At 50.3% G+C, this 12,395-nt stretch carries 10 protein-coding genes and 17 tRNA genes; 3 read left to right on the top strand and 24 right to left on the bottom strand.

Features of this window, described 5'->3' with window-relative positions; genetic code table 11:
• Position 1: 1 nt before the first annotated feature.
• Both ABH899_RS23190 and liaF read right to left on the bottom strand, forming a co-directional pair.
• Positions 2–1,060, bottom strand: a complete 1,059-nt coding sequence (locus tag ABH899_RS23190) for a sensor histidine kinase (RefSeq protein WP_370000908.1) — start codon at positions 1,058–1,060, stop codon at positions 2–4.
• Between the two features lie 38 nt (positions 1,061–1,098).
• Complete coding sequence (gene liaF / locus ABH899_RS23185; RefSeq protein ID WP_370000906.1) at positions 1,099–1,761, bottom strand: cell wall-active antibiotics response protein LiaF; 663 nt, start codon at positions 1,759–1,761, stop codon at positions 1,099–1,101.
• A 314-nt stretch (positions 1,762–2,075) separates the two neighbouring features.
• On the opposite strand from liaF, the gene ABH899_RS23180 reads away from it, so the two are divergent.
• Together ABH899_RS23180 and ABH899_RS23175 are read left to right on the top strand one after the other, a co-directional pair.
• Positions 2,076–2,693, top strand: coding sequence for a hypothetical protein (locus ABH899_RS23180; protein WP_370000904.1), 618 nt, complete (start codon positions 2,076–2,078; stop codon positions 2,691–2,693).
• Positions 2,694–2,824: 131 nt separating this feature from the next.
• Positions 2,825–3,763, top strand: a complete 939-nt coding sequence (locus ABH899_RS23175) for a hypothetical protein (protein WP_370000902.1) — start codon at positions 2,825–2,827, stop codon at positions 3,761–3,763.
• 211 nt (positions 3,764–3,974) lie between these two features.
• Here the strand turns inward: ABH899_RS23175 and ABH899_RS23170 are convergent, their stop codons facing one another.
• The 5 genes from ABH899_RS23170 to ABH899_RS23150 form a co-directional block, all read right to left on the bottom strand.
• Positions 3,975–5,174, bottom strand: coding sequence for a GNAT family N-acetyltransferase (locus ABH899_RS23170; RefSeq protein WP_370000900.1), 1,200 nt, complete (start codon positions 5,172–5,174; stop codon positions 3,975–3,977).
• Between the two features lie 49 nt (positions 5,175–5,223).
• Complete coding sequence (gene moaA, locus ABH899_RS23165) at positions 5,224–6,234, bottom strand: GTP 3',8-cyclase MoaA (protein WP_370000898.1); 1,011 nt, start codon at positions 6,232–6,234, stop codon at positions 5,224–5,226.
• Positions 6,231–6,914, bottom strand: coding sequence for an MOSC domain-containing protein (locus ABH899_RS23160; RefSeq protein ID WP_370000896.1), 684 nt, complete (start codon positions 6,912–6,914; stop codon positions 6,231–6,233). The genes moaA and ABH899_RS23160 overlap by 4 nt, the downstream gene beginning before the upstream one ends.
• Before the next feature lie 119 nt (positions 6,915–7,033).
• On the bottom strand, positions 7,034–7,405 hold the full coding sequence (locus ABH899_RS23155) for a hypothetical protein (RefSeq protein WP_016423567.1): 372 nt from the start codon (positions 7,403–7,405) through the stop codon (positions 7,034–7,036).
• A gap of 306 nt (positions 7,406–7,711) precedes the next feature.
• Positions 7,712–8,662 carry a fumarylacetoacetate hydrolase family protein gene (locus tag ABH899_RS23150; protein ID WP_370000893.1) on the bottom strand — a complete coding sequence of 317 codons (951 nt, stop codon included), beginning with the start codon at positions 8,660–8,662 and terminating at the stop codon, positions 7,712–7,714.
• Between the two features lie 1,027 nt (positions 8,663–9,689).
• Here ABH899_RS23150 and ABH899_RS23145 point away from each other — a divergent pair.
• Positions 9,690–10,475 carry an alpha/beta fold hydrolase gene (locus ABH899_RS23145; RefSeq protein ID WP_370000891.1) on the top strand — a complete coding sequence of 262 codons (786 nt, stop codon included), beginning with the start codon at positions 9,690–9,692 and terminating at the stop codon, positions 10,473–10,475.
• 143 nt (positions 10,476–10,618) lie between these two features.
• Here ABH899_RS23145 and ABH899_RS23140 read toward each other — a convergent pair.
• The 17 genes from ABH899_RS23140 to ABH899_RS23060 form a co-directional block, all read right to left on the bottom strand.
• Positions 10,619–10,701 (bottom strand) — tRNA-Leu (locus ABH899_RS23140).
• A gap of 5 nt (positions 10,702–10,706) precedes the next feature.
• A tRNA-Arg gene (locus tag ABH899_RS23135) sits at positions 10,707–10,783 on the bottom strand.
• Positions 10,784–10,801: 18 nt separating this feature from the next.
• Positions 10,802–10,890, bottom strand: a tRNA-Leu gene (locus tag ABH899_RS23130).
• Between the two features lie 9 nt (positions 10,891–10,899).
• A tRNA-Cys gene (locus tag ABH899_RS23125) sits at positions 10,900–10,973 on the bottom strand.
• A gap of 9 nt (positions 10,974–10,982) precedes the next feature.
• Positions 10,983–11,057: transfer RNA gene (locus ABH899_RS23120), tRNA-Gly, on the bottom strand.
• Positions 11,058–11,065: 8 nt separating this feature from the next.
• Positions 11,066–11,137: transfer RNA gene (locus ABH899_RS23115), tRNA-Gln, on the bottom strand.
• Between the two features lie 29 nt (positions 11,138–11,166).
• A tRNA-His gene (locus tag ABH899_RS23110) sits at positions 11,167–11,242 on the bottom strand.
• 22 nt (positions 11,243–11,264) lie between these two features.
• Positions 11,265–11,338, bottom strand: a tRNA-Trp gene (locus tag ABH899_RS23105).
• 5 nt (positions 11,339–11,343) lie between these two features.
• A tRNA-Tyr gene (locus ABH899_RS23100) sits at positions 11,344–11,429 on the bottom strand.
• 5 nt (positions 11,430–11,434) lie between these two features.
• A tRNA-Thr gene (locus ABH899_RS23095) sits at positions 11,435–11,510 on the bottom strand.
• A 15-nt stretch (positions 11,511–11,525) separates the two neighbouring features.
• Positions 11,526–11,601: transfer RNA gene (locus ABH899_RS23090), tRNA-Phe, on the bottom strand.
• 41 nt (positions 11,602–11,642) lie between these two features.
• A tRNA-Asp gene (locus ABH899_RS23085) sits at positions 11,643–11,719 on the bottom strand.
• A gap of 5 nt (positions 11,720–11,724) precedes the next feature.
• Positions 11,725–11,798, bottom strand: a tRNA-Met gene (locus ABH899_RS23080).
• Between the two features lie 17 nt (positions 11,799–11,815).
• Positions 11,816–11,891: transfer RNA gene (locus tag ABH899_RS23075), tRNA-Val, on the bottom strand.
• Positions 11,892–11,944: 53 nt separating this feature from the next.
• Positions 11,945–12,019, bottom strand: a tRNA-Glu gene (locus ABH899_RS23070).
• Between the two features lie 9 nt (positions 12,020–12,028).
• Positions 12,029–12,118, bottom strand: a tRNA-Ser gene (locus tag ABH899_RS23065).
• A 3-nt stretch (positions 12,119–12,121) separates the two neighbouring features.
• Positions 12,122–12,197: transfer RNA gene (locus ABH899_RS23060), tRNA-Asn, on the bottom strand.
• Positions 12,198–12,395 lie beyond the last annotated feature (198 nt).

Raw genomic sequence — 12,395 nt, 5'->3', positions numbered from 1 at the left:
ACTATGCTTCCTCTCCTTCCGTCATTATCGGTACCCGGATTTCGATACGGGTTCCGCTTCCCGGAGCCGTAACCAGTTGAAGAGATCCTCCGATCTCGTTCACCCGTTCCCGCATCGTGGATAAACCGTAAGATGTCTGTTTTTCCTCGTCCAGATCGAACCCTACCCCGTTATCGCGGATAAGCAGGCGGACCCAGCCCGATTTTTGCTGCATCCGCAGCTCCAGCCTGGTCGCTTTCGAATGCCGCAGGGCGTTCGACATAGCTTCCTGGACAATCCGGAACAGATGATCCTCGATTCCTTTGGACAGGGCAATTTCATCGTCCACTTCCCATATAATGTCCATGGGAACTTTCGCTTTCAATTCCTGCAGCAGCCGGATCAGCCCTTCGGAGAGCTGTTTGCCTTCCAGATGAACCGGACGCAGGTGAAGCAGCAGCGCCCTCATTTCGGATTGGGCCACGGAGGACATTTCCTCAATGAGGTGAATCTGCCGCTGGGCCTTCTCGAAGTCCTTGTCCAGCGTGCGGAGCGCCGCCGTAGCCGTCATCGAGATCGCGAACAGCTGCTGGCTGACCGCATCATGCAGTTCCCGCGCCAGACGCTGCCGCTCCTCAATGATGGCGGAAACCCGTGCCTTCTCCGCAAGCTGGGCGTTATTGTTTGACAAACGCTGGAGAGAAGCGACCTGCTCCTCCCACTTTTTCAGGATGCGGCCAAGCTGTTCGCCCAAACGCCCGATCTCATCCTCGCCCAGCGGAGGCAGGGTAGAGCGGGAAATGCTGCCGATCTCCAGCATCTGCATCGTTTCCATCAGCAGCTCCAGCCGCCGCGTCGTGCGGTTGCTGCTCCAATACCCGTAAGCCGCCCCCAGAATGATCGAGCCGCCGACGAGCATGGCACCGATTTTGATCCCTTGGGCCCACGTCTCGGGCGGGGTTAAAAATTTAGCGGTATAAAGCACATAGACGATAAAAGTAAGCACCGCCAGACAAAGAACAATGGATTCCGCCATGCTTCGCCAGATCATATTGGTCAGTCTTTTTTTGTAGCTGTCCACGGCACCATTCTCCTCTCTTGTCAGTAGACGGTTTCGTTCTAAAGCATGCGAACGTCTATATCCCCTACGATATAAGAGACGATTAGTTTCACCTGATGTTCTCTCGTCTCGTAATTAGGAGATATCCAATTAAGCTTATTGATAACTCCGGATTCTTTTTCCAGAGGCGAACTGATCTGTCCGATCGTAACCGAAGCTTCGATAGATACGCCTATTTCTTCGGGCACAATCAGCCGCACATCTCCGATAATCCCCTGCAGAACGAGCGTCGTTTCTTTTTTCTCCAGAATCGCGTAAGACAGGTCCAAGTGAGCTTCTCCGATAATGAACCAGATGCTGCTGTCTTTAAGCACCCAGGGCTCTTTGCCGGGACGGATGCTGTCGATCAGGGTCTGCTTCTGGATAAAATCGTCTCCGGGCTGTACCTTCTTGGACTTAATATAGAAAATCCCGAGCGAGATCAAGATAATCGCCAGCACCAGCGAGAAATTGTTGCCCAGCAGAATGACGGCTCCGACGCCCATAAAGGCAACGCCTTTCTTCTCGTTCTCATACCGGACTTTATAAAAGCCGAAAAACATCAGCAGCAGGGCAATCACCACAAATATACCGACCCACCGTTCCAGAATGAGGAAAATCCCCAGTGCGATCAACAGCATAGCCGTGTTCCGGTGGCGGTTATTTTTCATTTGTTGTTCCATGGGGCACCTCCTTTGCGGGCTGCGGTCTGCCTGAAATCTTTTCCGTCCGTCGTATCGCCTGACTCTTGCCGTTCCGTACCGTCATTTAGAGCCGCGAATCCTTACATAGCATATCACAATCGCCTATCCTCTCCAAGATAAGAAATGATGCTTTTATTGTAGCGAATCCGCTGCGCATCCGACACCGCCTATTGGCGGTCTAATCCCCTGGACCAAGGTCGGGGAAGGCGTTTTTCCGCTTCCGGAAAGGAATAATTCACGGGCTTTTATAAGAAAATAAGTCCAACCAAACAACGGCACAAGGAGATACTCCCATGACTAATCTAAACGCTGGAGCGCGTACCGCTCTGATCGCCCTATTATGCACGGCCGCAGCCGGTTTCGTTCCTGCATCCGCCATTTCCGCACAAGCGCCCGGAACCGGCTTGTCCTCTTTCGACACGTCCGGAGCCGGATCATCCGGCATCATCCTTCCCCACGGCCCTTGGACAGCCAGGCTTCAGGCCACGCCGTCACATGCCGTCCCCCCGTCTTCCGGAGCCTTTTCCCGGGAAATTCGCGCACAGCTTTACGATGTAGACAAGCAAAAGGTAGTTGAAACTCTTGTCGTCACGGACGAAATTCGCCTCGAAGCTTCCCGCTGGCTGGCAAGCATCAAAGACATTGCCGTTCAGACGAAAATCGACAATGTGCAGGGTGTCGTCCTGAAACTTCCGCTGGATCCTCCCCTTGCCGTAAATAACCGCTGGATGCAGGGCAGTTCCAATGAACTGTTCCTGTTTCTCGATCCGTCGCGGTTAAACGAGCCTTTGCTCCTCGTCTTCTCTACGACGGGAAAGCCGTTTCTGTTTAAAACCTCCGTCCAGGTCAAGCCCTTCCTTGAAAAAGAACGGCTGCTCCGTTATTTGAAGCCCGTTCCCGCCTCCGGGTAAACAGAAAGCGCCGTAATTCCGGTTGAGCGTTCATCATTCCGAACCGTTAAAAGCGTCCAAACGCAACCCTATTTTCCGCCGAACGTATGGAAGGGAAAGAAGCAAAATCGGTTGGGGAAGGCGGGATAAGAATGAGGGAAGACTGGAAATACCGGTACGACGAGGTGTTGAAAAAAGAAAGCCTGCTGCAAACGGTAAATAAGCAGTTGGAAAAAGCTCAAGTCCGGCTGAAGCAGGCCGGCGAGCAGCGAACGGCAGCCGAGAAGGCTCTGAAGAGTGAAACGCGGGATGTCGAGCGTTTGGAGAAGGCGTCTCTTACCAATTTGTTTTATACCGTTCTGGGTAGGAAAGTCGAAAAACTGGAAAAAGAGGAAGCCGAAGCGATTCAAGCCCGTATCCGTGCGGAGGAAACAAGGCTGGCGGAAGAAGAGTTAGCCCGGATGACAGCGGAACTTGAACAGCGCCGCTCCTCTCTGCTCGGCTGGGAGGAAGAAGCCGCGGCTCTGCTTCAGGAAAAGGAAGAATGGCTGCGCGGCCGGAGCGAAGATTTCCGCCAGCAGTTGAATCGGCTCTACGAAGCCAAAAGACGGGCTCTCTCCGAGGGCAAAGAGCTGGATGAAGCGCTCCAGGCGGGATACGAGCTCGTCGAATCTCTCGAAGAAGCTGAAAACCTGCTGAGGTCGGCCAAAAGTTGGGGAACTTACGATATGTTCGGCGGAGGCGTGATCGCCACCCATCTCAAACGCAGCAAAGCCAATGAAGCGATGGAACAGATCGAGTACGCTCAGGGTCTGATGAGCCGCTTCAAGCGCGAGCTGGAAGACGTCGGGGGCGCTACCGAGATGAACCTGGATTATAACGGGTTTCTGGGGTTTGCCGACTATTTTATGGACGGTTTTATTTTCGACTGGATTGTCCAGGGCCGTATCTCCGATCTCAAAGATGCGGTATCCGAAAATATCGACCGGCTCCGGCAGTTGCTGCATGCGCTCCAGCAAAGGTATGAAGCTCGCTTAACGGACGAAGCCGGATTGACCCGGGACATTCATCTGCTTATTGAGCGTTCATAAGCTAACCCCCGCGCCGACTTGCGGATGTCGAATGGCTTTTGCCGGGTGAAACGCGAATCATCTGCTCATGAGCGTTCATAGGCACGTTCTTCGACACTCCCCCGCCAACTGGCGGTTTGTCGAATGGCTCTCCCGGGGCGCGCGATCAGCCCCGCGTCAAAAAGCCGTACAGCCCCGAAATCCCGGGTTGTACGGCTTTTCTTCTGCCGGACTAGAAAAAGTCCGGCAGGTAGCAGGTGCGGCGCGGCAGGACCGCCGCAAGCAGTTCTACCGATCGTTCGTCGCCTTGCAGACGACCGATCCGGTGCAGCTCGCCGGCGCTCTTGGCGCCGAGCAGCAGGACGGACAGCGTGCGGATGTCGCACGCTAATCCGTCCGCTGCGGCTCCGCTGCCGCCGAGGGGCTCATCCGCGGTCTTCACAACGACCGCGGAGCCTTCCGGCGCGTTCAGCCTAAGCTCGAACGTGCCGTGGTTCCACGGCGCCTGCCCGTCCGTTACGTGCAGGCGGAGAGACGCCTCCTGCGACAGCCCCGTATGCCGCAGCTGCAGTTGGCCCAAGAGTCCCTCCACATCGACAATCCGGGCCGAGAAATACGAAACCAACTCCTGTTTAATCCGCGGGTCATCCACCTCAAAGGCCAAGTCCTCGTCTGGAGGGGCCTGCATAATGAGCTTGTCGAACATGGAATCGTGATCGCCGATAAACTTCCACAACCCCCGCTTCGCATCCTGATCGAGATAAACCAGCTGATGGATCTTGCACTCGTGGTTTTCGATCCAATAATGCACATATCCTCCGGGCTCCCCGGCCGCATTCAGATACACCGCCATGTGCCCTTTCTTTTTAAGGAGACGGGTTTCCCACCATTCCTCGGAACGCATAATCGGTCCGTTGAATTTGGCCGCGTACACATCATAGATCGGATTAAGCGCGGCCGCACTGGGAGCCGTCCGTATGATTCGCCCTTCCGCAGCGCCTAGCTTGGGAAGCTGCGAGGTTTGAAGTTCGATTTTTTTGAACGTCATGGCCAACTCCCAACCGTACTTCCGGTAAAACGCGAACGAAAACGGATGGAGATACGAAAGGGTCTGCCCGTTCTCTTTCATCACTTCCAGCGCTTTCGACAGCAGTTGTCCCACCATTCCCTGCCTGCGATTTTCCGGCCAGCTTGCAACGCCGGCGATCCCGCCCATTTTCAGCTTTTTCCCGTTTACCCAAGTTGTAAAATCCAGGAGGGTTAATTTCGAGGCCAGTTTCCCATCGATAAAATATCCCCAGGTTTCCTCGGGATTCATGGTTGCAAGTCTTTCGACAAGCTCTTCCTCCCGCAGCTCGTATTGAAACGCATACATCGACAAATCCAAGCTGTCCCGGAGTTCTTCCCGGCGCAGTCTTCTGATTTCACTCATAGGTTGACCTCCTTCTAAAGCTAAACAACAACGCGGCGCGTCCCCGGCTTTAGCCCCCGATTTGAGACATACGTCTTACGGTTGGCAGGTGGGACGGTTCGTCCCCCTGGAGCGCTTTCGCCATTTCATGGCTTTCGGGCTTTACTTCCAATGCTTTATAAAATAACTCCCTGATCGCCCGGTCATCCCCGATCAGCGGCCTCACGTTAAACTCGTGGGACCAGTACAAGCACGGTTTGATGTTACCGTCCGCCGTCAGCCGCAGCCGGTTGCAGGAAGCGCAGAAATGGTCGCTCACCGGATGTATGAGGCCGAATGACCCTTTACCTCCCGCGATCCGGTGATTTTGAGAAGGACCGTTCCCTTTTACGGACTGTATCTCTTCCACTTTCCACCCGCGTTCGGAACACCTGTCCAACACGGAAGAAAGAGGAACATACCGGAGTTTCCAGGTATCATCCTGATGCCCTATCGGCATATATTCGATAAAACGCACCTGTATGTCCTTATCGACCGTCATTTGCAGGAAATCGTCGATTTCGTCGTCGTTCAGTCCCTGCATAAGTACGACATTCAGTTTTACGGGATACAGCCCGACTCGCTGGGCAGCCTCTATTCCCGCCATCACCCGGGTAACGTCTCCGCCCCTTGTAATAAGCTTAAAACGGTCCGGACGAAGAGAATCGAGGCTGATATTAATTCGCGTCAGTCCGGCTTCTCTTAACCGCTCGGCCTGTTGGGCGAAAAAAACGGCATTCGTCGTCAAAGCGATATCTTCGATACCCGGGACAGCCGCCAGCTGCCGGATCAGCACATACAAATCTCTTCGGACAAGCGGCTCGCCGCCCGTAATCCTCAGTTTGCGCACTCCCATCCCCGCCAATACCCGGACAACTTCCGTAATCTCGTCATAATTCAGCAGACGCTCATCCGGTTCGAAGGTCATCCCTTCCTCCGGCATGCAGTAGACACAGCGCAAATTGCAGCGGTCGGTAACCGAGATGCGCAAGTAATCGTGAATGCGGTTAAATTTATCTTTTAATACACCGGAAGATGTCATTCCTTCACCCCGCCGCTTTGCGTAGGACCCGCCAAATCGTCCGCTTCAGCAAGCTTTTTCTCAAAAGATCCTCTCCAGCTTTCCGCGAGCGCTTCGTTCGCCAAAATTATCCGGATGCCGGGAATATTGTTCTTATCGTGATATTTGCATGTATTTACAAATTCAACCGTTAAACCCTGAGCATGTTTCGTCACCAGTCTAAAGACAGGGTTCTCGGGAATAATGCCTTCTTTCAGCACACGGAAGTAGAAGCCGGTATAGCCTGTATCCTGCAGCTTTACGGGGAGTTTTACATCCGAATAACGGACACTAAGCTTAAAACAAGGACGTCTCGGCTGCGAAACCTGAACCAAGGCTTCTCCCAACTCATAAATATCCCCGATACATATCTCTTCTTCTTTAAGACCGCTTACCGTGATATTTTCTCCGAATGCTCCGAAAGAAAGAGGTTGCCCCAGTTCCTTTTCCCAGTAATCATAATGGTCCGCACTGTATACACAAAGCGCTTTGTCGGGGCCTCCGTGGACTTTCAGATCCGCTTGGCCGTCTCCCTCAAGCTGTGTTGTCGACAAAAACAAGGGCTGATGAACCGGTTCTTTGTAAATACCTGTTTCCACTTCTTTTCCCTGATACACGATTTTCTTCGGTTTTCCTACGTTTATGGAAACGATCTGAGGCATCACGAGACACTCCTCTCCCCTCTTTTTTTATCCACTATACCAAAAAATGAAGGAGGAAGTCTTCTCGCCATAAAAAAATCTCCTGCAAAACCTCAAAAGGTTCCGCAAGAGATGCTTATTCAACCGCCTAGCTTAATTTTACGGTACGTATCTATAAAGGACAAAACGTCCACTCTTTTTCCTTTTTTCTTGGCTACGCTGGCCATGGACAGCAGCGTTGTCCAAAACTCATTCAAGACTTGTGCTTCCTCGGTCAACTCTTGCTTGTTTCGGCGTGGAAGTTCTCCGCGTGCTTCGTCAGAGATCAGCATTTGAACCTGTTTCCGCTTCCACTCGTCTCCCTTTACATACGTGACGCCGATCTCACGCAGCTTCTTCCGTACGGAGGTAACCGGGCGGGCAAGTTCCTTGGCAATTACCGATGGAGGGCATTCTTTGGAAAGCATACAGAGTCTTTCCATCTCCTGTGTCGACCAAGATTTTTTCGCCATACACACATCATCCCCGTTCATTTGTCGTATTCGTTGTGACCAACGTTCCGGTAACTAAAGGATAGCAATAAATTGTTAAAGAAGTTTTAGGAAAATGTAATGCTGCCCCCTTAAAAGGAAAAAGTCGTCCGAAGGAAGTAAAAATGTGGCAGAAAGCTCTATTATATAAGCTTTTTTTAGTTATAAAAAAAGAAGCTTTTCAAATAAATGAAAAGCTCCTTTTATAACTTTAAACGATTTGCCAAATTGCACCGTTTAATTTCATTAAATTTTCTTAACAATTTCTCCATCATTAATGACAAGTGTTTAGATACCCAGCGTACGACCCACCGGTTTGCCGTCTTCGACTTTAGCTTCCGCGACTACTTTATTAGACAAAGTGCCGATCTTTTCAATTTCGACACTCAGTTGATCCCCATCCTTCAGATAGACACGCTTTTCCCGCGGATAGCCTATTGTTACCCCTTCAGGCGTCCCGGTAAGAATGATATCACCAGGCAAAAGCGTCATATGGCGCGAAATGTAACTGACCAGTTCCTCCACCTTGAAAATCATATCCGCTGTCGTCGAGCTTTGACGCTGCTCTCCATTGACGAGAGAGCGGATCTTCAGCTCGTTCGGGTTCCCGATCTCATCTCCCGTGACGATGTAGGGGCCTAACGGAAGAAAGCCATCGCAAGATTTACCCAGCAGCCACTGGTTGGTCCTTCTCTGCAAATCTCGCGCAGACAAGTCGTTTCCGCAGGTGTAGCCGAAGATATATTGCGCTGCCTCTTCCTTCGACACATCTTTCGCTTTTTGACCGATGACGATCACCAGCTCAGCTTCGTAATCCAGTTCGGAAGTTACATTAGGCAGGGAAACATTGCATTTATGCCCGGTCAGAGCATTATTGAATTTATTAAACAGCACGGGGTGCTCCGGGATCGGAGATTTTGTCTCTTCCGCATGCTTCTGATAGTTCAAACCTACACAAATGATTTTACCGGGCTCCGTTACGCAGGGCGCGAACACTAAGGGAGACTCTTCTAACAGATAAGGCTCATTTTCGGAAGTAGCCGGAAGATCATCGATAAGTTTTTGCAGAGACTGAATCGCCTCCGGCCCCCCCTTGATAACTTGATCCATATGGGTAGGCACACTGCCTTCCTCGTAACCCTTCATATTTTTTAATGCTTCGGCCACGTCCAGAACACCTTGTTCCAGCCTGATGCCTAGCCTCGGTCCATGTTCACCTAGAAAAGTAAGCAATTTCATGGATACTCCTCCTCCTATAAGCACGCTTGTTTATTATCGAATCTGTCTTAAACATTATTCGCTATCCTCTTTATTACCCCTCCCCAAATTTCCACAAACATTGCCGAACCCTATAAGCAAGTCGGACCGATTCGTATGTGTGGCCAGTTATCCTCATTCCTGCCGCCATCACTGGCCCACAACCGCTCTTGCTTTAATGGTGCATAGGACTTTATCTCTCTTACCAAGTCTTTTCTATTACCTATACGTGTGCTCTTCCTGACTAAAAAACAATGAAGAAAATTTATTTTAAACTATCTTGTCGAGGAGTTTCATTCATTCGTTAAACGGGTAATATTTTAGATGGGTGTTTTTGCATGATTCGCGTGATTTTCTTAAATTACTCGGTATTATGTCAAAAATTTCCGGGGAAATAATTTAGGGATATGACAAAGTCAGCTAGGGGGAGATCCCTTTTAACTCTCCTGCCTTCCATACTAAGCGGACTATGAGAATAATATACAACCTTTCCGATTATAAGACTCTTCAGAGTCTTTTTTTAAAACACTAAAACTGAACTTTTTTTTCTCTTTGGTATGATTTCTTCACCGGAAGACATTCCATGCACAAGAAATTTCGAGACATTCCGAGGCTCTCTGCGGCTTAAAATTTAACTGCTAAATCTTCTAAGCATTTGTCGTTATCCTCAAAGGGATGACTAAAGAGCAAATTTAAGAGCAAGATAGCAATGAGACATTTCCTTACCTTAGGGATCACTCATCCGGCAAGAAACCCAAGACGCCTGTCATACAAACAACTGCTCATTCCTTGCAATTAGGCCTCAACTTTTGTCAGGAAGCTCTTTGCATGTGCTGGCCATTCTGAGTCAAGTCCGTACCACCTGCTGAATGATGTTCCTTGTTAAAACAAACTTTTTATATGTAAGGAGTATCAATACTTAGAACAGCCGCTTAACTCTTCCAACTTGCGTGCATCAGCATTTTTTTCATACATATAAAGAATTCTACTAACTAAGGAGAGATGCGTTATGTTTACAACTATCCATGGCTTGAAAACTTTTTATGAAGAACGGGGAAGCGGTCCGGCTGTCCTACTTCTTCATGGCTTCCCTCTGGACCACCGGATGTGGCAGGAACAGATTGCGGCGTTAGAATCGAACTATAGGGTCATTGCTCCCGACCTTAGAGGCTTTGGCCAATCAGAGCCTCACAAGGACCTGATTACGCTGGAGCATATGGCAGATGAACTTCTGCTGCTTTTGGATCAACTTCAAGTGGAAAAAGCGGTTCTTGCCGGTTTCTCCATGGGCGGGTATGTAGCGTTTAATCTCCTTCGAAAAGCACCGGATCGTTTCAACGGACTTATACTGGCGAATACACGCCCGGATGCCGACCCTCTGGAAGGACAAATCAACCGGATGAAAATGGCGGCTTCCCTTCTTGAACAGGGTCCACAAGCAGCATCAAAAGCCATGATCCCTAAACTTCTATCCGAAGGAGAAGGCTCCGGACTAGCCGGCGAATTACAAGATCAGATTGACGGAATGAATCCATTGGGACTTGTCCACGCATCTCTAGCTATGGCTTTCAGGAAAGACTCTACGGAGCTTTTGTCTACCATACAAGCCCCTACCCTTGTCATCGGTGGTGAAAAGGATGCAATCACACCCCCGGCGATCATGAAAAAAATGGCCGATTCCATTCCGAATGCAACCTATACCGAAATTAAAAATTCCGCTCATCTTACCGTTCGGGAACATCCGGATCAAGTAAACAAAGCGATTACAGATTACTTAAGCCATCTTCATTCTTAACAATAAAGAAAGACAGGGAGCCTACTGTACATGACTGTACAAAAGCCCTCTGTCTTTTCTTTCTGTATTTAACACTTTACATAAATTCTATATACGAAAGGAAAAAGCCCGATTCCAGTAAAACTGGAACCAGGCTTTTATGATGCCGGTGAAGGGACTTGAACCCCCACTCCCTTGCGAGAAACGGATTTTGAGTCCGTCGCGTCTGCCATTCCGCCACACCGGCTTGTATGGCGTGCCCTAAGAGATTCGAACTCCTGACCTTTTGATTCGTAGTCAAACGCTCTATCCAGCTGAGCTAAGGGCACAAATTTATTTAGCACTTTTGGTGCCGAAGACCAGACTTGAACTGGTACGGTAGTCACCTACCGCAGGATTTTAAGTCCTGTGCGTCTGCCGATTCCGCCACTCCGGCAAAGAATGGTGGAGGCGCCACCCAGACTCGAACTGGGGGTAAAGCTTTTGCAGAGCTCTGCCTTACCACTTGGCTATGGCGCCTTATTATAATGGAGCGGAAGACGGGAATCGAACCCGCGACCCTCGCCTTGGCAAGGCGATGCTCTACCGCTGAGCCACTTCCGCATATCATACTGGGGGTATAGGATTTGAACCTATGCATGACGGAGTCAAAGTCCGTTGCCTTACCGCTTGGCTAACCCCCAACATCTTGCAATTGTCAGTGAGTATTAAGTGGGGCGGACGAGGGGAATTGAACCCCCGAATGTCGGATCCACAAACCGATGCGTTAACCACTTCGCCACGACCGCCATATAAGGTTTTAAAGCTAATTGGCAGGGGCAGCAGGAATTGAACCCACACTAACGGTTTTGGAGACCGCTGTTCTACCTTTAAACTATGCCCCTAAAACTGGTGGAGGCTGATGGATTCGAACCACCGAACTCGTAAGAGAACAGATTTACAGTCTGCTGCGTTTGGCCACTTCGCTAAGCCTCCAGGAATGGTGCCGTCGAGAGGACTTGAACCCCCAACCTACTGATTACAAGTCAGTTGCTCTACCAATTGAGCTACAACGGCATATGTAATTATCAATGGTGGCTCGGGACGGAATCGAACCGCCGACACGAGGATTTTCAGTCCTCTGCTCTACCGACTGAGCTACCGAGCCTTATTATGTTCTTAAAATCCATTTGTATACAGAGATAAAAATGGCGGAGCTGACGGGATTCGAACCCGCGGTCTCCTGCGTGACAGGCAGGCATGTTAGGCCTCTACACCACAGCTCCAAGTATTGCGGGGGCAGGATTTGAACCTGCGGCCTTCGGGTTATGAGCCCGACGAGCTACCGGGCTGCTCCACCCCGCGTCAGTAAAAAACTTATATGGTGGACGCTGACGGGATCGAACCGCCGACCCTCTGCTTGTAAGGCAGATGCTCTCCCAGCTGAGCTAAGCGTCCATAGATTTACATTATAATCATAATTATTAACCTTGTCAAAGGTAAAATTATGATGGTGACCCGTAGGGGATTCGAACCCCTGTTACCTCCGTGAAAGGGAGGTGTCTTAACCCCTTGACCAACGGGCCATATATAGATGGCGGAGAGAGAGGGATTCGAACCCTCGAGACGATTTCTCGCCTACACGATTTCCAATCGTGCTCCTTCGACCACTCGGACACCTCTCCATATGGCTCCCCGAACAGGACTCGAACCTGTGACAACTCGATTAACAGTCGAGTGCTCTACCAACTGAGCTATCAGGGAATAAAACTATCAGGGTTGCTCCCTGAAAACTAGCAGCGAAACGTGCAGTCGATCCATCCAAAGATCTTGTGGTGCATATGTTACATATGCTTTCGATGCGGCCTTTCCTGTCGGAAAAAGCCTTGTGGTCAAGCCCTCGACCGATTAGTATTGGTCAGCTCCACACATTGCTGTGCTTCCACCTCCAACCTATCTACC

Origin of the sequence: Paenibacillus sp. RC84, from assembly GCF_041260495.1 — a bacterium.
GTDB lineage: Bacteria > Bacillota > Bacilli > Paenibacillales > NBRC-103111 > Paenibacillus_F.
Note: the sequence above shows the minus strand (reverse complement) of the source record. Positions and strands in the feature narration are given on the sequence as shown.

What these genes read in the sequence shown, in the direction of transcription:
- liaF (WP_370000906.1), bottom strand. Translation starts at nt 1,761, where the DNA reads ATGGAACAACAAATGAAAAATAACCGCCACCGGAACACGGCTATGCTG.
- ABH899_RS23180 (WP_370000904.1), top strand. Translation starts at nt 2,076, where the DNA reads ATGACTAATCTAAACGCTGGAGCGCGTACCGCTCTGATCGCCCTATTA.
- ABH899_RS23175 (WP_370000902.1), top strand. Translation starts at nt 2,825, where the DNA reads ATGAGGGAAGACTGGAAATACCGGTACGACGAGGTGTTGAAAAAAGAA.
- ABH899_RS23170 (WP_370000900.1), bottom strand. Translation starts at nt 5,174, where the DNA reads ATGAGTGAAATCAGAAGACTGCGCCGGGAAGAACTCCGGGACAGCTTG.
- moaA (WP_370000898.1), bottom strand. Translation starts at nt 6,234, where the DNA reads ATGACATCTTCCGGTGTATTAAAAGATAAATTTAACCGCATTCACGAT.
- ABH899_RS23160 (WP_370000896.1), bottom strand. Translation starts at nt 6,914, where the DNA reads ATGCCTCAGATCGTTTCCATAAACGTAGGAAAACCGAAGAAAATCGTG.
- ABH899_RS23155 (WP_016423567.1), bottom strand. Translation starts at nt 7,405, where the DNA reads ATGGCGAAAAAATCTTGGTCGACACAGGAGATGGAAAGACTCTGTATG.
- ABH899_RS23150 (WP_370000893.1), bottom strand. Translation starts at nt 8,662, where the DNA reads ATGAAATTGCTTACTTTTCTAGGTGAACATGGACCGAGGCTAGGCATC.
- ABH899_RS23145 (WP_370000891.1), top strand. Translation starts at nt 9,690, where the DNA reads ATGTTTACAACTATCCATGGCTTGAAAACTTTTTATGAAGAACGGGGA.